The organism is Mycobacterium sp. 852013-51886_SCH5428379, assembly GCF_001665575.1.
In the GTDB taxonomy this organism is placed as follows: domain Bacteria; phylum Actinomycetota; class Actinomycetes; order Mycobacteriales; family Mycobacteriaceae; genus Mycobacterium.
Genome location: NZ_LZSU01000044.1, coordinates 22,978 through 49,790, shown reverse-complemented (window position 1 = coordinate 49,790; position 26,813 = coordinate 22,978). Strand labels below are relative to the sequence as shown.

The window sequence follows — 26,813 nt, the reverse complement described above, 5'->3', positions numbered from 1 at the left end:
CACCCCATCATGCGCGGTCGTGCGCGCCGGGCGCCGCAGCCCGGCGCCGCCGCCACGCCGCCCACGCCCCCGACGACCACAGTGCCCACACCACCAGCAGCGGCTGGAACAGCAGTCGGACGGCCCGGTCGCGGTCGGAGTCCAGCCCGAATGCGTCGGTGTGCGTGACGAACTGGGAGATGTTGCCGGGAAAGATCACGACGAAGAAGGCCGCGGTGAGCCATCCGAGCGGGACGCGCCACCGGGGCAACAGGACAAGCGCCGCGCCCAGCCCGACCTCGACCACACCGGAGGCGAGGACCACGAAATCGGGGTCGAGCGGCAGCCACGGCGGCACCTGCGCCTGGAACTCGGCGCGCGCGAAACTCAGGTGGGACACACCCGCGTACACCAGGACGACGCCGAGCAGGATGCGGAAGACGGCTCTGATCAAGTGCGGGCGGAGGGACTCGAACCCTCACGCTCTTTCGAGCACGGGCACCTAAAGCCCGGGTGTCTGCCAATTCCACCACGCCCGCAGGCGTGCTCACCTTACCGCCCGCGCAGGCGTCACCGCCGCGCCGCAGGCCGGACGGTACCGTGGGGGTATGTCCACTACACGGCGTAGGAGACCGGCGCTCATCTCGCTGGTCGTCGTCGCCGCGGCCGGCTGCCTCGCGCTGGCCTGGTGGCAGTGGTCGCGCTGGGAGTCGACTTCGGGCAGCTTCCAGAACCTCGGATACGCCATGCAGTGGCCGGCCTTCGCGGTCTTCTGCTTCTACGCCTACTTCAAGTTCGTCCGCTACGAGGAATCGCCGCCCGAGGTGCACCGCACCGATGCGGTCACCGAACTGCCGGCGGGCCTGCTACCCGAACGGCCCGTCGCGACCCGCGCCGGCGCCACCGACTTCAACGACGACGATCCCGCACTGCGGGAGTACAACGCCTACCTGGCCGATCTGGCCGAAGCTGACCGATCCGACGCCGACAACGAAGGCAGAACCCCCTCATGACCGCATCGCCGACGCCCGCGGGCGTGTCGATAGAGACCGTTCGCAAAGCGGTCCGCAACTACCGGGTGCTCGCCTGGGCCACCGGTATCTGGCTCATCGTGCTGTGTGCCGAGATGGTGTTGAAGTACATCGTCAAGGTCGACTGGCCGTTCCTATGGATCGTCGCCCCGATTCACGGCTGGGTCTACTTCGCCTACCTGCTGGTGACGGCGAACCTCGCGGTCAAGGTGCGCTGGCCGATCGGCAAGACCATCGGCATCCTGCTCGCCGGCACCGTGCCGCTGCTCGGCATCATCGTGGAGCAGCGGCAGAGCCGGGAGTTCAAGGAGCGGTTCGGGATCTGACCCCGGCCACGGCGCGGAGGCCGTCCGGCACCGGAACAGATGCGGGCGCCGTGGGTTTCGGGATCGCGAGCGCGAGCAGACCGGCCAGGGCGGCCGCACACGCGGCGATGATCAGCGCGGTGTGCAGCCCCTCGAGTGAGGGGACGGCGCGGCCGGCCAGTGTCGTGGTCATTCCCGCCAGGACCGCACCCATCACCGCGCTGGAGATCGACGTGCCCAGCGAGCGCGACAGGGCGTTGATGCCGTTGGCCGCCGCCGTCTCGGTGACCGGAACCGCCGCGTTGATCAGAGCGGGCAGCGAGGCGAACGCGAACCCCACCCCGACGCTGATCGAGACGTTCAGCAGGAGCACCTCGAACGGGCTGTCCAGCAGCCACAGCCCGGAGACGTAGGACGCAGCGATGACCGCACATCCCGCGACGAGCGTGGCCCGGGGTCCGTACCGCGCGGCGACGCGCGCCGCGATCGGTGCGCACACCATCATCGCCAGACCGCCGGGCGCCATCCAGAGCCCGGTGTGCAGCACCGACTGTCCGAGGCCGTAGCCGGTCTCCGGCGGCATCTCCAGGATCTGCGGCGCCACCAGCGAAAGGGCGAACAGACCGAACCCGACGCCGACCGAGGCCAGATTGGTCGTCAGCACCGGGCGGCGAACCGTGGTCCGCAGGTCGACGATCGGCGACGGCGTTCGCAGCTGCCACCAGCCGAACAGCGCGAAGATCAGCGGTGAGGCGATGAACATGGCGAGCGTCGTGACGCTCGTCCAGCCCCACGTCTGACCCTTGGAGATCCCGAGCAGCAGGGTCACCAGGCCACCGGCCAGACCGACCGCACCGAGCACGTCCACCCGTTCACTGCTGCGTGTGCCGACCGCGGGGATGAGCAGCGCGAACGCGAGAAGCGCGCCGACGCCGAGTGCCGCGGCGAACCAGAACAGCACATGCCAGCTGTAGCGCTCGGCGATGATCGCCGACAGCGGCAGGCCCAGCGCTCCCCCGACCCCGAGCGAGGCGCTCATCAGACCCATTGCCGGGCCGACCTTCTGCGGCGACACCGCGGCCCGCAGCACGCTGATGCCCAGGGGGATGATCGGCATCCCGAACCCCTGCAGCCCGCGCCCGATGATCACCGGGATGAGCGAGGTGGTGACCGCGGCGAGCACCGAACCGACGGTCAGCAGCGCCGCGCACAGCATGAGGATCGGCCGCGGCCCGTAGATGTCACCGAGCCGGCCGAACAGCGGAGTGGCCACCGCAGCGGTGAGCAGAGTCGCGGTGATCGCCCACGACGCGTTGTCCGAACTGGTCTGCAGCAGCGTCGGCAGCGCCGGGATGAGCGGGATGATCAGTGTCTGCATCAGCGACACGCTGATGCCTGCCGCGCACAGGACGGCGACGAGCACGCTCGGGTGGGAAGTCGCCTGCCGATTCACGACGGGGATGCTACCCATTAGGTTAGCTATCTAAAACTCCGCCGGTCAGGCGAGCGCGCGCAACGCCGGGACGAGTTGCGCCAGCGCGCGCCCGCGGTGTGACGCGGCGTCCTTCTCCTCCGGCGTCAGCTCTGCGGCGGTGCGGTCGGAACCGTCCGGCAGGAACACCGGGTCGTAGCCGAAGCCGCCGTCGCCGCGGGCCGCGCGAACGATCGATCCCCGCCACACGCCGCGCACGACCGCCTCGCCCCGGTCATTCACGAGCGCGCAGGCCGAGACGAAGCCGCCGCCGCGGCGCCCGTCCGGGACGTCGCGCAATTGCGCGAGCAGCAGCGCGGTGTTCGCTTCGTCGCGGCCGTGTTCGCCCGCCCACCGGGCCGACAGGACCCCGGGCATCCCGTTCAGCGCGTCCACCTCGATACCCGAATCGTCGGCGAGCGACGCCATCCCCGTGGCGCGATAGGCGTCCCGGGCCTTGGCCAACGCGTTCTCCTCGAACGTCGCCCCGGTCTCCGGCGCCTCGTCGAAGGGCGCGACGTCGTCGAGCGAGAGCAGCGTCAGACCGGAGATGCCCGCTGCGTCGAGCACACGCTGGAGTTCGGCCAGCTTCTTGCGGTTGCGCGATGCCACGAGCAGTCGGGTCATGGGTAAATTCTGACCCATCACGATCGCGACGAGAATGCCGGCGCGACGAACCGCCGTAACAGCATCTCCTCGGTGCGTCTGTCACCGGTCGGCCAGAAGGCCAGCGAGACCACGACGCGAACGACCCACTGCGCGGCCTGGGGATCGTCGTCGGTGATGCCGGTCAGGTCGGCCGCGAGTCGGGCCAGCACCGGTGAGGAGTGCAGGTCGCCCAGACCCGGCGCAGTCGCCGCGCTGTGCATCAACCGGCTCATCGGATCGGACCTGATGCGATCGAGCGCCACTTCGATGGCGGTGATCACCCGCTCCGGTCCGGAGAGTCCGTCGACGGCGTCGCGCACGTCGGCGACGACACCCCCGGCCAGATTCATCAGAACGGCGTCGCGGATCTGCGCCTTGCCTCCGGCGTACCAATAGACCGTGGCCCGCGAACAGTGCAGCCGTCTGGCCAGCGTCTCGATGTCGAGCCCGTCGAATCCGTCGGCCAGGACGAGTTCCGTCGCGGCGCGGTGGATGCGCTCGGCCGCGATCTGCCGGCGATCGCCGCCGGCCACCCAGTCGGGGCGGGTCATCGCTATGTGATTCCTCTGCGTCAGTGTTGCCCCATCCTCTCAACATTGAGACGGATCCCGGCCGTTTTCTCGGCATCTACCGAGTTCAGCGGGGTGCGGTGAGACGATCACACCTCGAAGCACCCACCGTCGGTTTCGGCTTCGTCGCCAACCGTTGACGCCGCCGTCGCCCTCCCGTCACCGTGGTGCGATGACACCCGCGGACGGCGCACTCGGCCTCGCACTCTTCGACGACCGGCATCTGCAGGACCCGTATCCGCTCTACGCGGAGATGCACCGGCAGGGCGCGGTGCACCGCATCGGCGATTCCGGTTTCTACGCCGTATGCGGCTGGGACGCGGTCAATGCGGCAGTCGATCGCTGCGACGCCTTCTCCTCGAACCTGACCGCGACGATGACGTATCAGCCCGGCGGTCCCGTTCAGGCATTTCCCATCGGTGAATTGGGCGGGCCCACGCAGGCTTTGGCCACCGCCGACGACCCGGTGCACGCCGTTCACCGTAAGGCGATCCTGCCGCAGCTGGCCGCACGACGCATCCGGGCGTTCGAACCGATCATCACCGACACAGTGACCGAGATGTTCCGGGCAGCTGCCGACGGGGGTGACGTCGAGTGGATGGGGGCGATGGCGAACCGACTGCCGATGCGGATCGTCGCGCGAATCATCGGCGTACCCGACACGGACGTCGACCGGCTCATCCGGTGGGGTTACGCCGCCACGCAGGTCGTCGAGGGCCTGGTCACCCCCGAGCAGCTGGAAGCGGCCGGGGTGGCGGTGATGGAACTGGCCGGGTACATCATGGAGCAGTTCCAGCAGGCAGCGGCCGATTCGCCGGACAACCTGCTCGGTGATCTGGCGACCGCGTGCGCCGACGGTTCGCTCGACGACACCGCCGCGCTCACGATGATGATCACGCTGTTCAGCGCCGGTGGTGAGTCGACCGCGTCACTCATCGGCTCCGCGGCCTGGATTCTGACGAGCCGGCCCGACGTGCAGCAGGCAGTGCGAGACGATCCGCAGCTGCTCGGTGCGTTCCTCGAGGAGACCCTGCGGTTCGAGCCGCCGTTCCGGGGCCACTACCGGCATGTGGTCGCCGACACCACGCTCGCCGGGGTGGACCTGCCCGCCGGTGCGCGGTTGCTCCTGCTGTGGGGCGCGGCCAATCGGGATCCGACGCACTTCGAGGAGCCCGACGAGTTCCGGCTCGACCGCCAGGGAGCCAAGGGCCACCTCGCCTTCGGCCGGGGTGTGCACTTCTGTGTCGGAGCGGCGCTGGCGCGTCTGGAGGCCCGGCTGGTGTTCGAACATCTGCTGGAGCGCACCACGGACGTCACAGCCACCAGTGCCGGCCGCTGGCTGCCCAGCCTGCTGGTACGCCGGCTCGACCGCCTCGAACTGGCGCTGAGCTAGCTGCGATCAGCTGCCGAACGCCTTCTTCGGCGGTGATTTCGGCTCGGGCAAGACACCGGGATACGGCGCCTCGAGCGCCTCGCGCTGGACGGCGAACAGCTGCTCGCTGGACGCCATCGCGAGGTCGAGCAGTTTGTCGAGCGTCGAGCGGGGGAACGTCGCCCCCTCGCCGGTGCCCTGGATCTCCACCAGCGTGCCGGTGTCGGTGACGACGACGTTCATGTCGACCTCGGCGCGCGAATCCTCCGAGTAGGGCAGATCGACGCGCACCCGGCCGTCGACGACGCCGACGCTGACCGCGGCGATCGCGCAGGACAGCGGCCGCGGATCGGACAGCTTCTCGGCCGCGGCGAGGAAGGTCACCGCATCGGCCAGGGCGACGTAGGCTCCCGTGATCGCCGCCGTGCGGGTGCCGCCGTCGGCCTGCAGGACGTCACAGTCGATGGCGATCGTGTTCTCGCCCAAGGCGTTCAAGTCGATGCAGGCACGCAGCGACCGCCCGATCAGCCGGCTGATCTCCTGGGTGCGCCCGCCGACCCGGCCCTTCACCGATTCGCGGTCCGAGCGGTCATGAGTAGCCGCAGGCAGCATCGCGTACTCGGCGGTCAGCCAACCCAGCCCCGAACCCTTACGCCAGCGTGGCACCCCTTCGGTGACGCTGGCGGTGCACATCACCCTGGTCTGACCGAACTCCACGAGGACCGATCCGGCCGGGTGAGAGGTGAATCCGCGGGTGATCCGTACCGGCCGGAGCTCGTCGTCGAGGCGGCCGTCTTCTCGTCTGGACACGCGCCAACCCTAGCGGGTGACGTCGAACGACTCGTTGCGCACAACCGCATGCACGGGGCCGTCGAACTCGGCCTTGGCCTCGCTGATGACGTCCTCCCGCGAGGTCCACGGCGGGATGTGGGTCAACAGCAGTTCACCGACGCCGGCGCGGGCGGCCAACTGCCCGGCCTCGGTGCCCGACAGGTGCAGGTTGGGCGGCCGATCCGGCGAGTGCGTCCACGACGCCTCGCACAGGAACACGTCGGCGCCACGGGCGAGTTCGACGACCGAATCGCAGACGCCGGTGTCACCGCTGTAGACGAACGTCGCACCGGAGGGATCGGTGATCCGCATCCCGTAGGACTCCGTCGGATGACACACCAGCCGCGGCAGCACCGTCAGCTCGCCGATCTGCACCGGATGGTTGTCCGACCACTGCCGCACCTCGAAGATGTCGGAGAAGTCGTCGATCTCGCCGCCCTCGGGGGACGATGCGGCGCCGAGCCGGGCCCATGTGTTGGCCGGACCGTAGACGACGCCGCGCTCGGTGGCCGGCGACGGGTGGTAGCGCCGCCACACGAACAGCCCGGGCAGATCCAGACAGTGGTCGGCATGCAGATGCGACAGCAGCACGTGGATCTCGTTGGGATCGGCGTGGCGCTGTAGCGCGCCGAGCACGCCGCCCCCGAAATCCAGCACCAGCGGAGGTGTGCCCGGTGCCGTCACGAGGTATCCGGACGCGGGCGAATCAGGTCCGACGACGCTGCCGGAGCACCCCAGAACGGTGATTCGCACGCCCATTAGCTTGCCATGCCCAGAGACCCGGTGACGAAAACATCGCCGGTTTGTCGCCGCTGATCACCGGATCGTCACGTCACGCGTCGATGTGACGCCGCACCCGCTGCACGCCGTCCAGACTCGGGCCGAGGAACCGTGCGGCCAGCGCGGTGAACGCGTCGGGGTCCCCGGTGGACTCGAACAGCCGGGTCGGTCCGGCGGCGCCGGGCTCCTCGGGGTGCGGACGCAGCAGGTCGCGCTCGGTCAGCACGCGCAGCAGATCCTTGGCCGTCTCCTCCGCGCTGGACACCAGCGTCACGTGATCGCCCATCGCCAGCTGGATCAGGCCCGACAGCATCGGATAGTGCGTGCAGCCGAGCACCAGCGTGTCGACCTCCGCGCGTTGCAAGGGCTCCAGATACCCCTCGGCCAGGCCGAGCACCTGCCGCCCGCTGGTGACGCCACGCTCGACGAAGTCGACGAACCGGGGGCAGGCCACTCCCAGCACCTCGACGTCGGGAACCGCGGCGAACGCATCCTGGTAGGCGCCGGAGGCGATCGTGGCGGCCGTCCCGATGACCCCGATACGCCCGGTCCGGGTGGTCGCGACGGCACGCCGGACCGCGGGCAGGATCACCTCGACGACCGGCACCGGGGCGTAGCGTTCGCGCGCATCGCGCAGACAGGCCGACGACGCCGAGTTGCACGCGATGACCAGTGCCTTAACCCCGCGCTGCACGAGGTCGTCGCCGATCGCCAGGGCGTGGGCGCGGATCTGCGCGATCGACAGCGGTCCGTAGGGGCCGTTGCCGGTGTCGCCGACGTAGACGATGTTCTCGTCGGGCAACTGATCGATGATGGCGCGTGCCACGGTCAGACCGCCGACCCCGGAATCGAAGATACCGACCGGCGCCGAATTCAGATCGACCGCGAGGCTCACCGCGGGAGACGTGGTGTCGTGGGAGCCCGGCGCAGCTCCCGGGATTTTCGCTCCGGGCTCGACAGCAGGTAGGCGGCCACCACCCCGGCGACCGCGCCGCACAGATGGGCCTGCCACGACACCCCGAGGGTGCCCGGCAGCACGCCGAGCAGGATTCCGCCGTAGACGAACAGCACGACCACCCCGACGACGATCTCCCACACCCTGCGGGTGAAGAAACCGAACACCAGCAGGAACGTCAGCCACCCGAAGATCAGTCCGGAGGCGCCGATGTGGTTGGTCTCGACCGGGATGCCGCGGTAGGTGGGCGCACCGATGTTGCCGATCAGCCAGGTGCCCAGTCCGCCGAGAATCCACACGATCGCGGTGGCGTAGATGAAGCGCGCCATCCCGGCCAGCGTCATCAGGAATCCGAGCACCAGCGCCGGGCCGGTGTTGGCGATCAGGTGCTGCCAATCGGCATGGAGCAGCGGGGAGAAGATGATCCCCCACAGCCCGTCGGTCTCCAGGGGGCGGATGCCGTTCTCGTCGAGGCGGTGCCCGGTCAGTGAGTCGAACAGCTCGATGACGTAGAGCAGGACCACGAAACTGACGATCGTGGCGCCGCCGACCACCCAGGCCGGCCGGTCCTTGCGCGGCGTGGACCGGCCGGAGAAGTCGGCCGGGTATCCGCCCGGACCGGTCATGCCCATAGCTGCCCTTCCAACGCGTCCTCCGCGTCGTCCAGGCTACCGGCGTAAGCGCCGGTCGAAAGGTACTTCCATCCGGCGTCGCAGACCACGAACGCGATGTCGGCCCGCTCACCTGCCTTCACGGCTTTGGCTGCCATGCCCAGCGCCGCGTGCAGGATCGCCCCGGTCGAGATGCCGGCGAAGATGCCCTCCTGCTCGACGATCTCGCGGGTGCGCCGGATCGCGTCGAACGACCCCACCGAATAGCGGGTCGTGAGGATCTCGGGGTCGTAGAGCTCCGGGATGAAACCCTCGTCGATGTTGCGCAGCGCGTAGACACCTTCGCCGTAGCGCGGTTCGGCCGCCACGATCTGGATGTCCGGCACCTGTTCGCGCAGGAACCGTCCGGTGCCCATGAGGGTGCCGGTGGTGCCCAGGCCGGCGACGAAGTGGGTGATCTCCGGCAGGTCGGCGAGCAGTTCGGGGCCGGTGCCGTAGTAGTGGGCGTCGGCGTTCGCCGGGTTGCCGTACTGGTAGAGCATCACCCACTCGGGGTGTTCGGCGGCCAGTTCTTTGGCCTTGGCCACCGCGGTGTTGGAGCCGCCCTCGGCGGGGCTGAAGATGATCTCGGCGCCGTAGAGCGCCAGCACCTGGGTGCGTTCGACCGAGGTGTTCTCGGGCATCACGCAGATCATCCGGTAGCCCTTGAGCTTGGCGGCCATCGCCAGGGAGATGCCGGTGTTGCCCGACGTCGGTTCCAGGATGGTGGCGCCGGGCTGGAGCAGACCGTCGCGTTCGGCCTGTTCGATCATCCGCAGCGCGGGCCGGTCCTTGATCGAACCCGTCGGATTGCGGTCCTCGAGCTTGGCCCACAGCCGCACGTGCGGAAACGTGCGCTCGCCGTCGACGACCGGGTCCCAGCGTGGGGACAGCCTCGGCAGCCCGACGAGCGGGGTGTTGCCGAGCGCCTGCAACAGCGAATCGTGCCTGGTCATCCGGCCCCGCTCATCCGCCCGCGACTGCGGGCAGGATCGTCACCGAATCGCCGTCGGAGATCGCGGTCTCCATCCCGCCGGAAAACCGCACGTCCTCGTCGTTGACGTAGATGTTGACGAAGCGGTGCAGCTTGCCCGGCTTGTCAGGGTCGACGAGTCGCTCGGAGATGCCGGAGTAGTTGCTCTCCAGGTCCTTGATGACATCGGCGAGCGTCGCGCCGGACGCGCTGACGCGCTTCTCACCCCCGGTGTGGGTGCGCAGGATGGTCGGGATCTCGACGGTGACGGACATGCGGTGGTTCCTTTACTCAGTACTGCTCGACGATGCTGACGGGCTCTTCGGTGACGACCCCGTCGACGATGCGGTAGCTGCGCAGTTCGTGGTCGTCGGGGTCTCGGGTGGAGATCAGGACGTAGTGGGCGTCGGGTTCCTGGGCGATCGAGACGTCGGTCCGGCTGGGATAGGCCTCGGTACCGGTGTGCGAGTGGTAGATGACGACGGGCACCTCGCCCGCCGCCTCCAGCTCGCGGTGCACGCGCAACTGCTCCATCGAGTCGAATCGGTAGAACGTCGGCGACCGTTCGGCGTTGACCATCGCGATGTGGCGTTCGGGCCGGTCGAAGCCCTCCGGACCGGCGAGGATCCCGCACGCCTCATCCGGGTGGTCGGCACGGGCGTGCGCGACCATGGCATCGACCAGATCGGCACGGATCACCAGCACAGCACTCCCCTATCGATTCGCAGACGTCTCACCTGAACGCTCCGGGCAACAGGTCCCGGTACGTGGGTATTCCTGCCACACCCTCGGCCGCCAGTACGCCGACGAGGACCGCGCGCGCCAGGCAATCCGCCGCGGCGGCACCGATCGCGGTGACCAACGGCACGTCGGGTGACATCGACGCCGGTGTCTCCGGGTCCGGTGGCACCTCGATCGCACCGGTGGCGAGGGCGAACACCGTGTCGCCGTCAAGCGGGGTGTGACAGGGCCGCAGCGTACGGGCCAGCCCGTCGTGCGCGGCGACCGCCACCCGGCGGCACGCCGCCTTCGACAGCACCGCGTCGGTCGCCACCACCGCGATGGTGGTGTTCAGCGGACCGAACTCGGCGTGCCGATCGGCGTAGGCCGCCACCTGGTCGGCGGGGGGCGCCGCCAGGCCGAACTCACCGATGTGTTCGGCCATCCACGGCAGCCCGGTCGTGGTGTCGAAGGCCTCGCCTGCGGAGTTGACCACCACCAGCGCCCCGACGGTGACCCCGGAGTCGAGCACCGTCGACGCTGTGCCGACCCCACCCTTGAGCACGCCTGCGCGGGCGCCGGCTCCTGCGCCCACAGCGCCCACAGCCACCTCGGTACCAGCGGATTGCGCTGCGGCGTAACCGAATTCGGCGGTCGGCCGACACGACCACGCGCCCACCGGAAGGTCGAAGATCACCGCCGACGGGACGATGGGCACGACGCCGCCGTCGAGCGCCACCCCGCGGCCCTGCTCCTCGAGCCAGGTCATCACCCCGTCCGCGGCGGCCAGCCCGAAGGCGCTGCCGCCGGTGAGCACCACCGCGTCGACGTGGCGCACCGAGTTGCTCGGCTCGAGCAGATCGGTCTCGCGGGTGCCGGGCGCGCCACCGCGGCCGTCGACCGCGCCGACGGTGCCGGGCGGGGTCAGCACCACGGTGGTGCCGCTGGCCCACCCCGTACCCAGGGTGGCGTCCGGCTCGAGGCGGTGGTGCTGGCCGACGCGGATACCGCCGACGTCGGTGATCGAGCTCATGGGTTTCGCCCGCCCATCAGGCCCACCACCAGGTACTCCTGCAGCACCGTCAGCCACTGGTACACGTCGAGGTGGTGGGCCATCGGATGCTCCGGCGGCAACCGGTCCGGGCCGTGCGGTCCGATGTCGAGCATCGCACCGAGCGCCAGCCGCACGTCGTTGATGGCGGCCGCCCACGCGTGGGCGTCGTCCTCGGTCAACTCGATCTTCCCGCCGCCGGCCGGCACGGTGGCCAGGACCCGTTGCGCAGCCTCGCGTTTGGCTTCGATGATCCCCGGTTCATGCAGGCTGCGCAGCGCGCTGTTGAGGCTCTCGGCGGTTCCGGAGCCCGCCGGATGGTCGGTCGGCGCGCGGTAGAAGTCGGGCAGCAGTCGTTTCATCGTCGCGTCCTGCGGGGGGCTGGAGTGCCCGGTGCGCATTCCGGTGATCTCTTCGAGTTCGTCTGCGGGAGCGGATGACTCACGCTCGTCGAGCATGGTGGACAGCGACGTCACCAGGTTGCGCAGCAGCGCCGCCTCATGGGCTTCGACGGCAGACCGGAGCCGCACGCCCCGGGAGGTCTCCACCCGCTTCCATTTCCGCACTCCGTGGCCCGCCGGTCAGCGGTCCTGCTGCATGGTCGCCCACAGACCGGCAGCGTGCAGCTTGGTGACGTCGACTTCCATGGACTCGCGACTACCTGCCGAGACCACGGCCTTGCCCTCGTTGTGGACCTGCATCATCAGTTTGGTGGCGTGCGGCTCGCTGTAACCGAAGAGCTTCTGGAACACGTAGGTCACGTAGGTCATCAGATTCACCGGATCGTCCCAGACGATGGTCACCCAGGGGGTGTCGGTGGCCTCCCCCGTCTCCACGTCACGGTCCTCGTGGGTTTCCGGGCGGGCCTTCGCCGGCGTAACCATGTCGCCAGGATACCGGGGCGCCCGCAACGGCTACGGTGACACCTGTGACGGCCGCGCTGCTGACCGACAAGTACGAACTCACAATGCTGGCAGCCGCGTTGCGCGACGGCACCGCGCAGCGGCGTGCCTCGTTCGAGGTGTTCGCCCGGCGGTTGCCCGAGGGCAGGCGGTACGGCGTCGTCGCGGGCACCGCGCGGTTTCTCGAGGTGGTTGAGGAATTCGTCTTCGACGACGACGCGTTGCGCTCCCTCGAGGACTTCCTGGACCCGGTCACCCTCCGCTATCTGCGGGATTACCGGTTCCGGGGGGACATCGACGGCTACGCCGAGGGTGAGCTCTACTTCCCCGGGTCACCGGTGCTGTCGGTGCACGGCACGTTCGCCGAATGCGTGGTCCTCGAGACGCTGGCGCTGTCCATCTTCAACCACGACAGCGCCATCGCCTCGGCCGCCGCGCGGATGGTCTCGGCCGCCGAGGGCCGGCCGATCATCGAGATGGGGTCGCGCCGCACCCATGAGTACGCCGCAGTCGCGGCGGCGCGGGCGGCGTATCTGGCCGGTTTCGCCGGGACGTCGAATCTGGAGGCGCAGCGCCGCTACGGCGTGCCGGCGCTCGGGACGAGCGCGCACGCGTTCACCCTGCTGCACACCACCTCGAACGGACCCGACGAACGGGCCGCCTTCCGCGCACAGGTCGACGCGCTCGGCGTGGACACCACGCTGCTCGTCGACACCTACGACATCACCGCGGGCGTGGCCAACGCCGTCGAGGTGGCCGGTCCGCAACTGGGGGCGGTGCGGATCGACTCCGGCGACCTGGGTGTGCTGGCGCGGCAGGTGCGCGAGCAACTCGACGGCCTCGGCGCCACCGATACCCGCATCGTCGTCTCCGGCGACCTCGACGAATTCGCGATCGCCGCGCTGCGCGCCGAACCGGTCGACATCTACGGGGTGGGCACCTCGCTGGTGACCGGTTCGGGGGCGCCGACGGCCGGCATGGTCTACAAACTCGTCGAAGTCGACGGGATCCCGGTGGAGAAGCGCAGCACTCACAAGCAATCCCACGGCGGTCGCAAGGCGGCGATGCGGTTGGCGCGGGCGTCGGGCACCGTGGTCGAGGAGGTCGCGTACTTCGCAGGCGAACCGCCCGCCGACCTTGCCTCGCTCTCGGCCGCGCTGTCGTCGCGTCAGCTGACCACCGAATTCGTCCGGGCCGGCGAACCCGTCGGCACACCCGATCTGGCCGCGGGCCGCGAGCGGGTGGCCGCAGGGCTGAAAAGCCTGCCGTGGGACGGGCTGGCACTGTCGCGCGGCGAACCCGCGATCCCGACGCGCATGGCCGCGCCGCGCACGTATGACCGGTAACGCCGTCGCCGACCTGCTCGCCGCCGCCGTCGCGGCGGTCGGCGGCGCCGAGCGGCCCGGCCAGGTGCGGATGGCCGAGGCGGTGGCCCACGCGTTCGACGCCGGTGAGCATCTGGCCGTCCAGGCGGGTACGGGCACCGGCAAGTCGCTGGCCTATCTGGTGCCGTCCATCGCCCATGCGCTGGCCGCGGAGGAGCCGGTGGTGATCTCGACGGCGACCATCGCCCTGCAACGCCAGCTCGTCGACCGCGACCTGCCCCGCCTCGCCGACGCCCTGACCGCGGTGCTGCCGAGGCGGCCGCGCTTCGCGCTGCTCAAAGGCCGCGGAAACTACCTGTGCCTGAACAAGATCCACAACGGCAGCGCCGCGGACGAACCGGCCGACCGCCCGCAGGAGGAACTGTTCGACGCGGTCGCGGCCACCGCACTGGGCCGGGACGTCAAACGGCTGACCGCCTGGTCGTCGGACACCGAGACCGGGGACCGTGACGAACTGAAACCCGGGGTGGCCGACCGGTCGTGGAGCCAGGTCAGCGTGTCGGCCCGCGAGTGCATCGGGGTGGCCCGCTGTCCGTTCGGCACGGACTGCTTCTCGGAGAAGGCGCGCGGGCGCGCCGGCGCTGCCGATGTGGTCGTGACCAACCATGCACTACTGGCCATCGACGCGATCTCCGATGCCGCGGTCCTGCCCGAACACACCCTCGTCGTCGTCGACGAGGCACACGAGCTCGCCGACCGGGTGACCTCGGTGGCAACTGCCGAACTGTCCTCCGCCGCACTGGGTGTCGCGCAACGGCGGGCCGCCCGGCTGGTGGATCCCGAACTCGCCGAACGCTTCGAGGCGATCTCCGCGACGCTGATGTCGGCGCTGCACGACGCCACACCGGGCCGGATCGACCGCCTCGACGACGAACTCGCCACCTATCTGACCGCACTGCGTGACGCCGCCGACCGCGCCCGCGCGACGATCGACACCCGCCCGACCGATCCCGCCGCGGCCGCCGCGCGCGCCGAGGCCGTCACCGCGCTCGGCGACATCAGCGCCACGGCGTCACGCGTCGTCGACTCGTTCGTCCCCGCCATCCCCGACCGCACCGATGTGGTGTGGCTCGACCACGAGGACATGCGCGGTACGACGCGGGCGGTGTTGCGCGTGGCGCCGCTTTCGGTCGCCGGTCTGCTGCGCACCCGGCTGTTCGATCACGCGACGACGGTACTGACCTCCGCGACGCTGACCGTCGGCGGATCGTTCGATGCGATGGCCCGTGCGTGGGGGCTCACCGAAACCCGATGGCAGGGCCTGGACGTGGGATCGCCGTTCGAGCACGCCAAGGCGGGAATCCTCTACGTCGCCGCGCATCTGCCGCCGCCGGGCCGCGACGGCACCGGCTCGGCCGAACAGCTCAAGGAGATCGAGGCGCTGATCACCGCCGCGGGCGGGCGCACCCTCGGTCTCTTCTCGTCGATGCGCGCCGCCAGGGCGACGGCCGAGGTGATGCGCGAGCGGCTCGACACCCCGGTGCTGTGTCAGGGCGAGGACGCCACGTCGCTGCTGGTGCAGCGGTTCGCCGACGACCCCGAGTGTTCGCTGTTCGGCACCCTGTCGCTGTGGCAGGGCGTCGACGTCCCCGGACCGTCGCTGTCGCTGGTGCTGATCGACCGGATCCCGTTCCCCCGTCCCGACGATCCGCTGCTGACCGCGCGTCAGCGGGCGGTGACCGCGCACGGCGGCAACGGGTTCATGGCGGTCGCGGCCTCGCACGCCGCGCTGCTGCTCGCCCAGGGCGCGGGCCGGTTGCTGCGCCGCACCGACGACCGCGGCGTCGTGGCCGTCCTCGACTCGCGGATGGCCACCGCCCGCTACGGCGGCTACCTGCGGGCGTCGCTGCCGCCGTTCTGGGCCACCACCGACACCACACGCGTACTGGCCGCTCTCGAACGGCTCCGCCACGGCGCCTGACGTCACTATCCTCTGAAACGAAAACGGGGAGGGGACGCACATGGGCCGACGACGGCTGCTCGGCACGGTCACCACCGCGCTGGCGCTGTGCGCCGTGTCGACCGCAGGCTGCACCACGACGCTGCAGGGCAGGCCCGTCTCGGTGTTCGACGATCCCTTCCGGGTGGCCGGCATGGTCGCCACCGACGGCCCGACCGGGCTGCGCCCCGACGCCGCGGCACCGTCCCGGGAGGTGGACAACACCGACGGCGGCGAGATGGACCGGCTGGCCGCCTCGGCGATCAGTGACATCGAGGACTTCTGGGCCATGACCTACCCCGAGGTGTTCGACAACGCGTTCGTCCCCGTCGACGGTTTGATCTCCTGGGACTCCGGCGGATTCGACGGCTACTTCTGTGACAGCGACACCTACGACATGGTCAACGCCGGCTTCTGCGAACTCGACAACACGATCGGGTGGGACCGCGGTGCGCTGCTGCCTTCGCTGCGTTCGGCCAACGGGGACATGGGCGTGGCGATGGTGCTCGCCCACGAGTACGGGCATGCCGTCCAGCACCAGGCCCAGTTCAACGTCCCGGACGCCCCGGTGCTGGTCACCGAGCAGCAGGCGGACTGCTTCGCCGGCGCCTACATGCGCTGGGTGGCCGAAGGCGAATCGCCGCGCTTCTCCCTCAACACCGGCGATGGTCTCAACGGTGTGCTCGCGGCCGTGATCGCGTTCCGCGATCCGCTGTTCAACGAGGGTGACGCGATGGCGGGAGTCGACGAACACGGTTCGGCGTTCGAGCGGGTGTCGGCCTTCCAGTTCGGCTTCACCGACGGCGCCGCGTCGTGCGCGGCGATCGATCTGCGCGAGATCGGTCAGCGCCGCGGGGATCTGCCGGTGCTGCTGCCCGACGACCACACCGGCGAACTGCCTGTCACCGAGGAGTCGGTGCGCTCGATCGTCGACGCGATGAATGTCGTCTTCGCGCCGGCGAAACCCCCGGAGCTCGTCTTCGACGCCGACGCGGCGAAGAACTGCCCCGACGCGCGGCCCAGTCCGCCGGTCTCCTACTGCCCCGCCACCAACGCCGTCGTCGTCGACCTCGCCGAACTCGAGGCGATGGGAGCCCAACCCGACGACGGATCCGAAGGCCTGGCCGCCGGCGACAACACCGCCTACTCGGTGCTGATGTCGCGGTACCTGCAGGCGGTCCAGCACGAGAAGGGTCTGGTCCTCGACTCGGCCGAGGCGGCGTTGCGCACCGCGTGTCTGACCGGCGTGGCCACCACCGAACTCTCGCAGGACATCACGACCCCGGGCGGTGCCACCATCGCGCTCACCGCGGGGGACCTCGACGAGGCCGTCTCGGGAATCCTGACCAACGGGCTGGCGGCCGGCAACGTCAACGGCGAGTCGGTGCCGTCGGGCTTCTCGCGCATCGACGCGTTCCGCGTCGGCGTTCTCGGCGATCAGCAGCGCTGCCTGACCCGGTTCCCCTGACCCGGATCGCAGATCAAGCCGCTCAGATCATCTTGGTGGTGCCGTACCAGGCGAGCACCGCTTCGCTCATCTCGGTCTCATGGGTCAACAACGCATAGGAGCGGATGAAGGACTGTCCGACGCAACCGTCGATCTTCACCCGGAAGTTGCTGACCATCACCCACGGCTTCGTGCCGGTGAACTCCTTCTCCGTCACGGGCACGACGTTGATCAGACCGGGTTTGAGCCCGACGGTGACACCGCCGCCGATATTGCCCCCGATACCGGGCACGATGCCGTCGGGCAACGGTGAGACGAAGTCGGTGCCGAACAAACCGAGCGACGAGTTCAACCCTGCGGTGCCGGTCAGGGCCACGCCGTTCGACGTGCTCATGTCGATGCCGCAGCCGATCTCGTAGCCGACCTCGAGGATGCCCGTGGGCGGCTCGCCGCTGTCCGGTCCGGTCAGATCTCCGCTGAACGTGCCGCCGACGACGTACTCCCGCGACGACAGCGCGGTCGTCAGTGGCGGTATCGCGGCCTGCGTCTCCTTGTCCGCCGACAACGTGAGCGTCCAGCCGCCCGGGGTCTCGAGGATGGCGGGCGGTGTCGACAGCACCGCCCCGTCCGGCGGAGGTGGCGGCACACCGTCGGGTGCGGGTACGTCGGCGGCGACCGGTTCGGCGTCCGGCTGGGCCGAGCCCACGGCCGGGTCGACAGCGCAGAGCGCCGCGCACAGGACGACCACCAACGTGCTGCGCCGCAGCATCTCCGACACCTTCACACGCCTGCCTCTCGCACTCACCCGGTAAAAACTAGCCGAGCTAAACGAGCAACCTACAACGCGGTCGGCCGGCGCCGAGAAGTGTCGGGGAAACTGTCATCGGGTCAGTTCGGGAGCCGCAGAACGTGCCCGGCCTCCAGCGCCACCCACACCGCACCGTCGGCACCGAGGGCCAGCCCGTGGGGTTCGCTGCCCGCGGGCAGGTCGAACGTCGCGACATCCCCGTCGTTGCCGACCCGGGCGATCTGATCGGCACCCCACAGCGTCACCCAGACCCCGTCGTCGGGGTCGGCGAGCACGGCGTGCGGCCGCCCGGGCAGCTCCAGTTCCTGCAGGGCGCCGTCGACCGGGATGCGTCCGAGCCGATCGGCCTGGATCTCGGTGAACCACACGGCGTCGTCATGGCTGGCCGCGATACCCACCGGCCCGCAGTTCGGGTGCGGCAGCGGTCGCACGGTCAGTCCGTCGCGCGGGTGCAGCCGTCCGATCGCATTGTCCTGGTTGAGGGTGAACCACAGCGCGCCGTCGGGGCCGCGGGTGATCATGGCCGGCGTCCGGCCGACCCCCGGGTGACCGGTGATCTCGCCGTCGACGGTGATGCGCCCGATACCGCCCGCGGTCATCTCGGTGAACCACAGCGCGCCGTCGGGTCCCGCACAGATGCCGTAGGGGGCGGTGCCCTCCGGCAGCGCGAACTCGGTCTGTTCCCCGGCAGTGCTGATCCGGCCGATCCGGTCATCGCCGTTGCGGGTGAACCACAGCGCGCCGTCGGAGCCGGCGGCGATGACCGACGGCCGCGTGCCGGCGCCGACGACGAACCGCTCGACGGTGCCCCCGGCGTCGATCCGGGCGATCTCGCCGGCGTGCACCAGCGTCACCCACATGGCGCCGTCGGGGCCTGCGGCCAGCGCATAGGGTCCGCCGTCGACGGTGACGGTGCGGGCCCTGCTCACGCCAGCGTGACCAGACCCAGCTCGTTGTCGGCGGCGAGCAGCCGATGGTGCGGCAGCACCCGCACGGTGTAGCCGACGGGTCCGGCCAGCGGCAGCGGCGTCGTCGTCGAGTAGATCTCGGCGCCGCCATCGGAGGTCCCGGTGTGGGTCATCGGCACGGTGGACGGCTCGACCAGCGAATCGCCGGCGTCGACCCGGCCCAGCACCGCCTGCACCGACACCTCGTCGGGCCGCAGCCCGGCCAGCTGCACCGTGGCCGTCAGGGTCAGCTCGGAGCCCAGCAGCGGGGTGTCGGGCAGACCGTAGCTGTCGACGTCGGTGATCTCGATCTGCGGCCAGGCCTCGCGGACCCGCCGCCGGTAGGCGGCCAGTTCCCCGGCCGCACCGAACGCCTCGCCGTCGGCGGCCTCGACCGTGCGGCGCAGCGACTGCGCTGCGGGCGCGTAGTACTTCTCGGTGTAGTCGCGCACCATCCGCGACGCCAGCACCTTGGGTCCGAGCACCCTGAGCGTGTGGCGGACCATCTCGACCCAGCGCAGCGGCACGCCGCGCTCGTCGCGCTCGTAGAACTTCGGTGCCACCGACTGCTCGATCAGGTCGTAGAGGGCGGCGGCCTCGATGTCGTCGCGGCGCCCCTCGTCGGCCAGACCGTTGGCGGTGGGGATCTCCCAGCCGTTCTCGCCGTCGAACCACTCGTCCCACCAGCCGTCGCGGATCGACAGGTTCAGCCCGCCGTTGAGCGCGCTCTTCATCCCCGACGTACCGCACGCCTCGAGTGGACGCAGCGGGTTGTTCAGCCAGACGTCGCATCCCCAGTACAGCTGGCGCGCCATCGACATGTCGTAGTCCGGGAGGAACGCGATCCGGTGCCGGACGTCGTGACGGTCGGCGAAGCGCACCACCTGCTGGATCAGCGCCTTACCACCGTCGTCGGCGGGATGCGACTTACCCGCGACGATCAACTGCACCGGTCGCTCGGGGTCGAGCAGCAGGCGGGTGAGCCGCTCGGAGTCGCGCAGCATGAGGGTGAGCCGCTTGTAGGTCGGCACCCGTCGGGCGAATCCGATGGTGAGCACATCGGGATCGAATGCCGTTGCGATCCAACCCAACTCGGCGTCCGATGCGCCACGTTCCAGCCAGCTGCGGCGCACCCGCGCACGGACGTCTTCGACGAGCGCCTTGCGCAGCTGCGAGCGGATCCACCAGATGTGACCGGGGTCCACCTCCTGCAGCCGCTCCCAGGTGTCGGTCTCGCGCAGCAGCCCGAGGTCGTCGCTGCCGAGCAGTTCGCGGCCGAGTTCCATCCACTGCGGGGCCGCCCACGTCGGAGCGTGCACACCGTTGGTGATGGAACCGATCGGCACCTCGGCGGGGTCGAAGCCCGGCCACAGCTCGTTGAACATCTCCCGGCTGACCCGGCCGTGCAGCAGGGACACCCCGTTGGCCCGCTGCGCGAGTCGCAGCCCCATGTGGGCCATGTTGAACTTCGACGGATCGTCCTCGGCGCCGAAGGCGAGGATCCGGTCCAGCGGCACCCCGGGCAGCAGCCGCGTGGTTCCGCTGACGTCGCCGAAGTACCTCGTCACCATGTCCACGGGGAACCGGTCGATCCCGGCAGGCACGGGCGTGTGGGTGGTGAACACCGTCGAGGACCGCACCACGGTCAGCGCGGTGTCGAAGTCCAGCCCCGCGTCGATCAGCTCGCGGATGCGTTCGGCGCCGAGGAACCCGGCGTGGCCCTCGTTCATGTGGAAGACCTCGGGGGCGGGCCTGCCTTCGATCTCGGTGAAGGCGCGGATCGCCCGCACACCGCCGATGCCGGCCAGGAGCTCCTGCTTGATCCGGTGCTCCTGATCACCGCCGTAGAGGCGGTCGGTCACCCCGCGCAGATCGTGTTCGTTCTCGGGGATGTCCGAGTCGAGCAGCAGCAGCGGAATGCGGCCCACCTGGGCGATCCAGACCCGGGCGTAGAGCCGGCTCTCCTCCAGTTCGAGATCCACGAGCACCGGGGTGTCGGTCGCGTCGGTGAGCAGCCGCAGCGGCAGCCCCTGCGGGTCGAGCGACGGGTAGTTCTCGTGCTGCCAGCCGTCGGCCGTCAGCGACTGCCGGAAGTAGCCGGACCGGTAGTAGAGCCCGACGGCGATGAGCGGCAACCCCAGGTCGGAGGCGCTCTTGAGGTGGTCACCGGCGAGGATGCCGAGACCGCCCGAGTAGTTGGGCAGCACCTCGGCCACGCCGAACTCCATCGAGAAGTAGGCGATGCCCCTGGGCAGCTCGACACCCTCGGCGCTCTGCTGCTGGTACCACAGCGGCCGGCTCAGGTAGTCGTCGAGATCGGCGGCCAGCGCATCGAGTCGCCGCAGGAAGCTCTGGTCACCGGCGAGCTCGTCGAGCCGGGCCGGGGTGACGCCGCCCAGCAGTGCGACAGGGTCGCAGCCCAGCTGTTTCCACAGGCCCGGATCGATGTCGGCGAACAGATCCTGGGTGGGTTTGTCCCACGACCAACGCAGGTTCACCGACAACCGCTCCAGGGCGGCGAGCCGGTCGGGCAGATGGGCGCGGACGGTGAACCGGCGCAGTGCTTTCACGCGGCTTTACCTTACTGACTTCTGCGCCCGCCGCGAGTCTCTGCGGGCAGTCCGCCGAGATGGCCGCGAATCGGTGCGCCGCTTACGGTTGGGCCGGAGCCTGGTGTGGGTATAGGCCGCGGGAGAGGATGAAAGTGCTGTCCTGCGGAGTGCAGCCGATCCCGAGAGCCGCGCGCGACGACGTTCGTTGCTGCGCCGAAACTAAGGAGTAGTGGTGGCCGGTCGTATCGGCATCGATGACGTCCAGCCCGTCGTATCAGGCGGACGGTATCCGGCCAAAGCGGTCACCGGCGAAGTGGTGCCGGTGAGCGCCACGGTGTGGCGGGAAGGCCACGACGCCGTCGCCGCGACGCTGGTCGTGCGGTATCACGGGACGGCGTATCCGCAGCTCGCCGATGATCCGGCGGGCCGCGTGACGACCCCGCCGGTGCCCATCGAAGATCTCGTCGCGCCGGGTCCCCGCAAGCGGCCGCAAGCGCTGCCGATGGCGGAGGGCCGCACACCCGACGTCTTCCACGGCCATTTCGTCCCCGACGCGGTGGGGCTGTGGACCTACCGCGTCGACGGTTGGGGCGATCCCATCGCGACCTGGCGCAAGGCTGTCAACGCCAAACTCGACGCCGGTCAGAGTGAGTCCGAGCTGAACAACGATCTGCTGATCGGCGCGAAACTGCTCGAACGCGCGGCGGCCGGGGTCCCCCGGCAGGACCGGTATCCGCTGATCGAGGCGGCCGAACGGCTGCGCCAGCCGGGTGACCCGTTCACCCGGGCGGCCGGCGCGCTGGCCCCCGACGTCACCGAGATGCTCGAGCAGTATCCGCTGCGCGAGCTGATCACCCGCGGCGAGCAGTACGGCATCTGGGTGGACCGTCCGCTGGCCCGGTTCGGCTCCTGGTACGAATTCTTTCCGCGCTCGACCGGCGGCTGGGACAGCCACGGCAATCCGGTGCACGGCACGTTCGCCACCTCGACCAAGGCGTTACCGCGTATCGCCCGCATGGGGTTCGACGTGGTCTACCTCCCCCCGATCCATCCGATCGGAAAGGTGCACCGCAAGGGCCGCAACAACGCCGTGACCGCTGCCCCCGGCGATGTCGGGTCGCCGTGGGCCATCGGCAGTGACGAGGGCGGTCACGACGCGGTGCACCCGGACCTGGGGACGATCGAGGACTTCGACGAATTCGTCGCCGCGGCCCGCGCCGAGGGCCTCGAGGTGGCCCTCGATCTGGCCCTGCAGTGTGCGCCCGACCACCCGTGGGCGCGGGATCACCCGGAGTGGTTCACCGTGCTGCCCGACGGCACCATCGCCTACGCGGAGAACCCGCCGAAGAAGTACCAGGACATTTATCCGCTGAACTTCGACAACGACCCCGCCGGCCTGTACGAAGAGGTGCTGCGGGTGGTCCGGTTCTGGATCTCGCACGGGGTCAAGGTGTTCCGGGTGGACAACCCGCACACCAAACCGCCGAACTTCTGGGCGTGGCTGATCGGCCAGATCAAGAACGAGGACCCCGACGTCCTGTTCCTGGCTGAGGCGTTCACCCGGCCCGCGCGGCTGTACGGGCTGGCCAAACTGGGCTACACCCAGTCCTACACGTACTTCACGTGGCGCACCTCGAAGAGCGAGTTGACCGAGTTCGGCGAGCAGATCGTCGAACACGCCGACTACGCCCGGCCCAACCTCTTCGTCAACACGCCCGACATCCTGCACGAGAGCCTGCAGCACGGCGGACCGGGAATGTTCGCGATCCGCGCGGTGCTGGCGGCGACGATGAGTTCGGTGTGGGGCGTGTACTCCGGGTTCGAGCTGTTCGAAGGGCGCGCGGTGCGCGAGGGCAGCGAGGAATACCTCAACTCCGAGAAGTACGAACTGCGGCCGCGAGATTTCGAGGCGGCGCTGGCCGACGGCGAGTCGCTGGAACCTTTCATCGCGCGGCTCAACGAGATTCGCCGCATCCATCCCGCGCTACACGAGTTGCGCACCATCACGTTCCACTTCCCCGACAACGACGCCATCCTGGCCTACAGCAAATTCGACCCGGTCACCGGCGACCAGGTGCTGGTGGTGGTGACCCTGAACCCGTTCGGCGCCGAAGAGGCCACGCTGTGGTTGGACATGGCCGCATTGGGCATGGAGCCCTATGACCGCTTCTGGGTGCGCGACGAGATCACCGGTGAGGAGTACCAGTGGGGCCAGTCGAACTATGTGCGCATCGAACCGTCGAGGGCGGTCGCACATGTGCTGAACATGCCCCAGATCCCGGCCGACCAACGGCTCAACCTACTGCGTAGGGAGTGACACGCATGACGAAGACCAAGCAGACCACCAGCCCGAATCTCCGGCCGCACACCGCAGACCTCAACCGGCTGCTGGCGGGTGAACACCACGATCCGCACTCGATCCTCGGCGCGCACGAATACGAGGACCACACCGTGATCCGGGCCTACCGCCCGCACGCCACCGAGGTGGCCGCGGTCGTCGGCGGCGAACGGTACGTATTCACCCATCTCGAGGCCGGCGTCTTCGCCGTGGCCCTGCCCTTCACCAATCTCATCGACTACCGCCTCGAGGTCAGCTACGACCACGGCGGCGAGCAGCCGCACATCCATCGCACCGCGGACGCCTACCGGTTCCTGCCGACCCTCGGTGAGGTGGATCTGCACCTGTTCGCCGAGGGCCGCCACGAACGGCTCTGGGAGGTGCTGGGCGCACACCCCCACACGTTCGACCTCCCCGACGGCGAGGTGTCCGGGGTGTCGTTCGCGGTCTGGGCACCGAATGCCAAGGGCGTCAGCCTGATCGGCGACTTCAACCACTGGGGCAACGAAGCGCAGATGCGCGTGCTCGGCTCCACCGGGGTCTGGGAGCTGTTCTGGCCGGACTTTCCCGTCGACGGCCTCTACAAGTTCCGCATCCACGGGGCCGACGGTCAGGTCACCGAACGGGCCGACCCGATGGCGTTCGCCACCGAGGTTCCCCCGCAGCGGGCGTCGCGGGTGACCAAGAGCGACTACACATGGGCCGACGACGACTGGATGGCCCAACGCGCCGAACAGAATCCGGTGTTCGAGCCGATGTCCACGCTCGAGGTGCACCTGATGTCGTGGCGACCCGGCCTGTCCTATCGGGAGCTCGCCGATCAGCTGACCGAATACGTGGTGGAGAACGGCTTCACCCACGTGGAATTGCTGCCGGTTGCCGAGCACCCGTTCGGCGGTTCATGGGGCTATCAGGTCACCTCGTACTACGCGCCGACGTCGCGATTGGGAACTCCTGACGATTTCCGGTACCTGGTGGACCGCCTGCACCAGGCCGGTGTCGGTGTCATCGTCGACTGGGTGCCCGCACACTTCCCGAAGGACTCCTGGGCGCTCGGCCGGTTCGACGGCACTCCGCTCTACGAACACGCCGACCCGCGCCGCGGTGAGCAATTGGACTGGGGCACCTACGTTTTCGACTTCGGCCGGGCCGAGGTGCGCAATTTCCTGGTGGCCAACGCGCTGTACTGGCTGCAGGAGTTCCACATCGACGGCCTGCGCGTGGACGCCGTCGCCTCGATGCTGTACCTGGACTACTCCCGCCCCGAGGGCGGCTGGACGCCCAATATCTACGGCGGCCGCGAGAACCTCGAGGCCGTGCAGTTCCTGCAGGAGATGAACGCGACCGTGCACAAGGCGGTGCCGGGCATCGTGACCGTCGCCGAGGAGTCGACGTCGTGGCCGGGGGTGACCCGACCGACGAATCTCGGTGGGCTCGGGTTCTCGATGAAATGGAACATGGGCTGGATGAACGACACGCTGGCGTTCATCAAGCGCGACCCGATCCACCGCAGCTTCCACCACCACGAGATGACGTTCTCGATGCTGTACGCCTACAGCGAGAACTACGTGCTGCCGATCAGCCACGACGAGGTCGTGCACGGCAAGGGCACGCTGTGGGGCCGGATGCCCGGTGACGACCACCGCAAGGCCGCCGGTGTGCGGCAGCTACTGGCCTACCAGTGGGCGCACCCCGGCAAACAGCTGCTGTTCCAGGGCCAGGAGTTCGGTCAGCGCGCGGAGTGGTCCGAGGAGCGCGGGGTCGACTGGTATCAGCTCGACGAGAACAGCTATTCCGACGGAATCCTGCGCATGGTGTCCGACATGAACCGGATCTACCGCAGCCACCGCGCGCTCTGGTCCAGGGACACCAGTCCCGAGGGGTATTCGTGGATCGATGCGAACGATTCGTCGAACAACGTGCTGAGCTTCCTGCGGTACGGCGACGACGGGTCGGTCCTGGCCTGCGTGTTCAACTTCTCCGGCGCCGAACACAGCCACTACCGACTGGGCCTGCCGCACGCAGGTACCTGGCGCGAGGTGCTCAACACCGATGCCTCGTCCTACAACGGCGGCGGCGCGGGGAACTACGGCGCGGTGTACGCAACCGAGGAGCCGTGGCACGGCCGACCGGCGTCGGCGGCGATGGTGCTGCCGCCGCTGTCGGCGCTGTGGTTCGAGCCGGCGCCCGAGGACGCACCGATCGAGCAGGAACCCGCGACCGACCCGCCGCTGTCGTAGAACGGCGTCAGTACAACGCGTTGGCGAGCTTGCGCCGGCCCGCGATCACCTCGGGGTCGGCGGGGTCGAACAACTCGAACAACTCGATCAGCCGGGTACGCACCCGGGTGCGGTCGTCGCCGGCGGTGCGCTTGACCAGAGCTATGAGCCGCTCGAACGCTGCTTCGACCTGCTGCTGCAGGATCTCGACGTCGGCGGCGGCGAACGCGGCGTCGATGTCTTCGGGTGCGGCATCGGCGGCTGCGACGGCTTCGGGGCGCTGCGTCGTCGCGCGCTGCAGGAACCCGATCTGGCGTACCGCGCCCTTGGCCTCGGCGTTGCCGGGCTGGGCGGCGAGGATGGCCTCATAGGCCGCCAGTGCCGCGTCGAACTCGCCCTGGTCGAGCAGATCGCGGGCTCGCGCGACTTCGGGGTCGACCTGCTCGGGCTCGTCACCGTCGGGACCGCCGGCGAGCTTGCCCGCGGTGGCCTCGAGCAGGGAGTCGATCCACCGGCGCAGCTGGTCGGCAGGTTGCGGCCCCTGAAAGCTCGAGATCGGCTGCCCGCCGGCGAGGGCGACGACGGTCGGCACGGCCTGCACGCCGAACATCTGCGCGACGCGCGGTGTGGTGTCGACGTTGACCGTCGCCAGCGACCACTTGCCCCCGTCGGCGGTCGCGAGTTCGGACAGGGTCTGGCCCAATGCGACGCTGGCGTCACTGCGCGGCGTCCAGAGCAGCACCACCACAGGGACCTGACTGGACCGGACGAGGACCTCGGCCTCGAGATTGGCCTCGGTGACCTCGACGCCACCCGGGCCGCCTGCCGCGGCGCCGGGCGCTGCGCCCTCGGCGGCCGGTCGTTGTTTGAGCGCTGACAGGTCGACCGCGCCGGCGAGCGCGGGCCCGATCGAAGGTCGTGGACGTGTCACAGAGGTAAGT

At 69.5% G+C, this 26,813-nt stretch carries 26 protein-coding genes and 1 tRNA gene; 8 read left to right on the top strand and 19 right to left on the bottom strand.

Translation table 11 applies throughout. From position 1 onward, the window contains the following. Positions 1-7: 7 nt before the first annotated feature. Together A5757_RS19505 and A5757_RS19500 are read right to left on the bottom strand one after the other, a co-directional pair. Entirely contained in the window at positions 8-433 is a 426-nt protein-coding gene (locus A5757_RS19505) for a DoxX family membrane protein (protein WP_066837391.1), read from the bottom strand. Position 434: 1 nt separating this feature from the next. After that, positions 435-518: transfer RNA gene (locus tag A5757_RS19500), tRNA-Leu, on the bottom strand. A gap of 69 nt (positions 519-587) precedes the next feature. Here A5757_RS19500 and A5757_RS19495 point away from each other — a divergent pair. Together A5757_RS19495 and A5757_RS19490 are read left to right on the top strand one after the other, a co-directional pair. After that, positions 588-992 (top strand): hypothetical protein, encoded by a 405-nt coding sequence (locus A5757_RS19495; RefSeq protein ID WP_066837389.1) that lies wholly within the window; start codon positions 588-590, stop codon positions 990-992. Then, on the top strand, positions 989-1,336 hold the full coding sequence (locus tag A5757_RS19490) for a DUF3817 domain-containing protein (RefSeq protein ID WP_066837387.1): 348 nt from the start codon (positions 989-991) through the stop codon (positions 1,334-1,336). Before A5757_RS19495 ends, A5757_RS19490 begins: the two co-directional genes overlap by 4 nt. Here the strand turns inward: A5757_RS19490 and A5757_RS19485 are convergent. Genes A5757_RS19485 through A5757_RS19475 form a run of 3 tightly spaced genes read right to left on the bottom strand, consistent with a single transcriptional unit; the run spans position 1,314 to position 3,985 of the window. Next, a complete protein-coding gene (locus tag A5757_RS19485) occupies positions 1,314-2,786 on the bottom strand; it encodes an MFS transporter (protein ID WP_066837386.1) in 1,473 nt (490 codons plus the stop codon). The genes A5757_RS19490 and A5757_RS19485 overlap by 23 nt on opposite strands. Positions 2,787-2,813: 27 nt before the next feature. After that, positions 2,814-3,413 carry an RdgB/HAM1 family non-canonical purine NTP pyrophosphatase gene (rdgB, locus tag A5757_RS19480; RefSeq protein WP_066837377.1) on the bottom strand — a complete coding sequence of 200 codons (600 nt, stop codon included), beginning with the start codon at positions 3,411-3,413 and terminating at the stop codon, positions 2,814-2,816. A gap of 17 nt (positions 3,414-3,430) precedes the next feature. Further along, the gene (locus tag A5757_RS19475; protein ID WP_066837374.1) at positions 3,431-3,985 is read right to left on the bottom strand and encodes a TetR/AcrR family transcriptional regulator; all 555 of its coding nucleotides are present in this window, start codon (positions 3,983-3,985) and stop codon (positions 3,431-3,433) included. 190 nt (positions 3,986-4,175) lie between these two features. Between A5757_RS19475 and A5757_RS19470 the strand changes: the two genes are divergently transcribed. After that, positions 4,176-5,396: a cytochrome P450 gene (locus A5757_RS19470; protein ID WP_066837371.1), complete on the top strand. Its 1,221-nt coding sequence runs from the start codon at positions 4,176-4,178 to the stop codon at positions 5,394-5,396. A 6-nt stretch (positions 5,397-5,402) separates the two neighbouring features. Here the strand turns inward: A5757_RS19470 and rph are convergent, their stop codons facing one another. From rph to clpS, 10 genes are all read right to left on the bottom strand, one after another. Then, positions 5,403-6,185, bottom strand: coding sequence for a ribonuclease PH (gene rph, locus A5757_RS19465; RefSeq protein WP_066837368.1), 783 nt, complete (start codon positions 6,183-6,185; stop codon positions 5,403-5,405). A 9-nt stretch (positions 6,186-6,194) separates the two neighbouring features. Then, entirely contained in the window at positions 6,195-6,965 is a 771-nt protein-coding gene (locus tag A5757_RS19460) for a cyclic nucleotide-degrading phosphodiesterase (RefSeq protein ID WP_066837365.1), read from the bottom strand. A 73-nt stretch (positions 6,966-7,038) separates the two neighbouring features. Next, positions 7,039-7,863, bottom strand: a complete 825-nt coding sequence (murI, locus tag A5757_RS19455) for a glutamate racemase (protein WP_197497398.1) — start codon at positions 7,861-7,863, stop codon at positions 7,039-7,041. A 14-nt stretch (positions 7,864-7,877) separates the two neighbouring features. Next, positions 7,878-8,573: a rhomboid family intramembrane serine protease gene (locus A5757_RS19450; RefSeq protein ID WP_066837358.1), complete on the bottom strand. Its 696-nt coding sequence runs from the start codon at positions 8,571-8,573 to the stop codon at positions 7,878-7,880. Further along, positions 8,564-9,547 carry a cysteine synthase gene (locus tag A5757_RS19445; protein WP_066837355.1) on the bottom strand — a complete coding sequence of 328 codons (984 nt, stop codon included), beginning with the start codon at positions 9,545-9,547 and terminating at the stop codon, positions 8,564-8,566. Before A5757_RS19445 ends, A5757_RS19450 begins: the two co-directional genes overlap by 10 nt. Positions 9,548-9,557: 10 nt before the next feature. After that, positions 9,558-9,839 carry a MoaD/ThiS family protein gene (locus A5757_RS19440; protein ID WP_066837352.1) on the bottom strand — a complete coding sequence of 94 codons (282 nt, stop codon included), beginning with the start codon at positions 9,837-9,839 and terminating at the stop codon, positions 9,558-9,560. A gap of 16 nt (positions 9,840-9,855) precedes the next feature. Beyond that, entirely contained in the window at positions 9,856-10,269 is a 414-nt protein-coding gene (locus tag A5757_RS19435; RefSeq protein WP_066837350.1) for a Mov34/MPN/PAD-1 family protein, read from the bottom strand. A gap of 28 nt (positions 10,270-10,297) precedes the next feature. Next, positions 10,298-11,317 carry a P1 family peptidase gene (locus A5757_RS19430; RefSeq protein ID WP_066837348.1) on the bottom strand — a complete coding sequence of 340 codons (1,020 nt, stop codon included), beginning with the start codon at positions 11,315-11,317 and terminating at the stop codon, positions 10,298-10,300. After that, a complete protein-coding gene (locus A5757_RS19425; RefSeq protein WP_066837346.1) occupies positions 11,314-11,901 on the bottom strand; it encodes a DUF2017 domain-containing protein in 588 nt (195 codons plus the stop codon). Before A5757_RS19425 ends, A5757_RS19430 begins: the two co-directional genes overlap by 4 nt. A 15-nt stretch (positions 11,902-11,916) precedes the next feature. Next, on the bottom strand, positions 11,917-12,219 hold the full coding sequence (gene clpS, locus A5757_RS19420; RefSeq protein WP_066837343.1) for an ATP-dependent Clp protease adapter ClpS: 303 nt from the start codon (positions 12,217-12,219) through the stop codon (positions 11,917-11,919). A gap of 83 nt (positions 12,220-12,302) precedes the next feature. Here clpS and A5757_RS19415 point away from each other — a divergent pair, with 83 nt between their 5' ends. The 3 genes from A5757_RS19415 to A5757_RS19405 are packed head-to-tail and all read left to right on the top strand — an operon-like array spanning position 12,303 to position 17,029. Then, entirely contained in the window at positions 12,303-13,583 is a 1,281-nt protein-coding gene (locus A5757_RS19415; RefSeq protein WP_231984063.1) for a nicotinate phosphoribosyltransferase, read from the top strand. Beyond that, the gene (locus A5757_RS19410; RefSeq protein ID WP_066837336.1) at positions 13,573-15,543 is read left to right on the top strand and encodes an ATP-dependent DNA helicase; all 1,971 of its coding nucleotides are present in this window, start codon (positions 13,573-13,575) and stop codon (positions 15,541-15,543) included. Before A5757_RS19415 ends, A5757_RS19410 begins: the two co-directional genes overlap by 11 nt. 40 nt (positions 15,544-15,583) lie before the next feature. Then, on the top strand, positions 15,584-17,029 hold the full coding sequence (locus A5757_RS19405) for a neutral zinc metallopeptidase (protein ID WP_066837327.1): 1,446 nt from the start codon (positions 15,584-15,586) through the stop codon (positions 17,027-17,029). Between the two features lie 22 nt (positions 17,030-17,051). On the opposite strand, the gene A5757_RS19400 is transcribed toward A5757_RS19405, so the two are convergent. The 3 genes from A5757_RS19400 to glgP all read right to left on the bottom strand — a co-directional run bounded on the left by A5757_RS19400 (position 17,052) and on the right by glgP (position 21,333). Next, positions 17,052-17,777, bottom strand: a complete 726-nt coding sequence (locus A5757_RS19400; protein WP_066837452.1) for an MspA family porin — start codon at positions 17,775-17,777, stop codon at positions 17,052-17,054. Between the two features lie 119 nt (positions 17,778-17,896). After that, a complete protein-coding gene (locus A5757_RS19395; protein ID WP_231984062.1) occupies positions 17,897-18,676 on the bottom strand; it encodes a virginiamycin B lyase in 780 nt (259 codons plus the stop codon). Positions 18,677-18,741: 65 nt separating this feature from the next. After that, positions 18,742-21,333 (bottom strand): alpha-glucan family phosphorylase, encoded by a 2,592-nt coding sequence (gene glgP / locus A5757_RS19390; protein ID WP_066837322.1) that lies wholly within the window; start codon positions 21,331-21,333, stop codon positions 18,742-18,744. A gap of 214 nt (positions 21,334-21,547) precedes the next feature. On the opposite strand from glgP, the gene A5757_RS19385 reads away from it, so the two are divergent. Beyond that, positions 21,548-23,632 carry an alpha-1,4-glucan--maltose-1-phosphate maltosyltransferase gene (locus tag A5757_RS19385; protein ID WP_066837446.1) on the top strand — a complete coding sequence of 695 codons (2,085 nt, stop codon included), beginning with the start codon at positions 21,548-21,550 and terminating at the stop codon, positions 23,630-23,632. Positions 23,633-23,637: 5 nt separating this feature from the next. Beyond that, positions 23,638-25,893, top strand: a complete 2,256-nt coding sequence (glgB, locus tag A5757_RS19380; protein WP_066837449.1) for a 1,4-alpha-glucan branching protein GlgB — start codon at positions 23,638-23,640, stop codon at positions 25,891-25,893. A gap of 7 nt (positions 25,894-25,900) precedes the next feature. Here glgB and A5757_RS19375 read toward each other — a convergent pair whose 3' ends face one another. Further along, complete coding sequence (locus tag A5757_RS19375) at positions 25,901-26,803, bottom strand: tetratricopeptide repeat protein (RefSeq protein WP_066837320.1); 903 nt, start codon at positions 26,801-26,803, stop codon at positions 25,901-25,903. Between the last annotated feature and the right edge of the window lie 10 nt (positions 26,804-26,813).

Excerpts from the sequence above, each read along its gene's own strand:
- A5757_RS19495 (WP_066837389.1), top strand. The coding sequence starts at position 588 with ATGTCCACTACACGGCGTAGGAGACCGGCGCTCATCTCGCTGGTCGTC.
- A5757_RS19490 (WP_066837387.1), top strand. The coding sequence starts at position 989 with ATGACCGCATCGCCGACGCCCGCGGGCGTGTCGATAGAGACCGTTCGC.
- A5757_RS19485 (WP_066837386.1), bottom strand. The coding sequence starts at position 2,786 with ATGGGTAGCATCCCCGTCGTGAATCGGCAGGCGACTTCCCACCCGAGC.
- rdgB (WP_066837377.1), bottom strand. The coding sequence starts at position 3,413 with ATGACCCGACTGCTCGTGGCATCGCGCAACCGCAAGAAGCTGGCCGAA.
- A5757_RS19475 (WP_066837374.1), bottom strand. The coding sequence starts at position 3,985 with ATGACCCGCCCCGACTGGGTGGCCGGCGGCGATCGCCGGCAGATCGCG.
- A5757_RS19470 (WP_066837371.1), top strand. The coding sequence starts at position 4,176 with ATGACACCCGCGGACGGCGCACTCGGCCTCGCACTCTTCGACGACCGG.
- A5757_RS19460 (WP_066837365.1), bottom strand. The coding sequence starts at position 6,965 with ATGGGCGTGCGAATCACCGTTCTGGGGTGCTCCGGCAGCGTCGTCGGA.
- A5757_RS19450 (WP_066837358.1), bottom strand. The coding sequence starts at position 8,573 with ATGGGCATGACCGGTCCGGGCGGATACCCGGCCGACTTCTCCGGCCGG.
- A5757_RS19445 (WP_066837355.1), bottom strand. The coding sequence starts at position 9,547 with ATGACCAGGCACGATTCGCTGTTGCAGGCGCTCGGCAACACCCCGCTC.
- A5757_RS19440 (WP_066837352.1), bottom strand. The coding sequence starts at position 9,839 with ATGTCCGTCACCGTCGAGATCCCGACCATCCTGCGCACCCACACCGGG.
- A5757_RS19430 (WP_066837348.1), bottom strand. The coding sequence starts at position 11,317 with ATGAGCTCGATCACCGACGTCGGCGGTATCCGCGTCGGCCAGCACCAC.
- clpS (WP_066837343.1), bottom strand. The coding sequence starts at position 12,219 with ATGGTTACGCCGGCGAAGGCCCGCCCGGAAACCCACGAGGACCGTGAC.
- A5757_RS19415 (WP_231984063.1), top strand. The coding sequence starts at position 12,303 with ATGCTGGCAGCCGCGTTGCGCGACGGCACCGCGCAGCGGCGTGCCTCG.
- A5757_RS19410 (WP_066837336.1), top strand. The coding sequence starts at position 13,573 with ATGACCGGTAACGCCGTCGCCGACCTGCTCGCCGCCGCCGTCGCGGCG.
- A5757_RS19405 (WP_066837327.1), top strand. The coding sequence starts at position 15,584 with ATGGGCCGACGACGGCTGCTCGGCACGGTCACCACCGCGCTGGCGCTG.
- A5757_RS19400 (WP_066837452.1), bottom strand. The coding sequence starts at position 17,777 with ATGCTGCGGCGCAGCACGTTGGTGGTCGTCCTGTGCGCGGCGCTCTGC.
- A5757_RS19395 (WP_231984062.1), bottom strand. The coding sequence starts at position 18,676 with ATGTGGGTGACGCTGGTGCACGCCGGCGAGATCGCCCGGATCGACGCC.
- glgB (WP_066837449.1), top strand. The coding sequence starts at position 23,638 with ATGACGAAGACCAAGCAGACCACCAGCCCGAATCTCCGGCCGCACACC.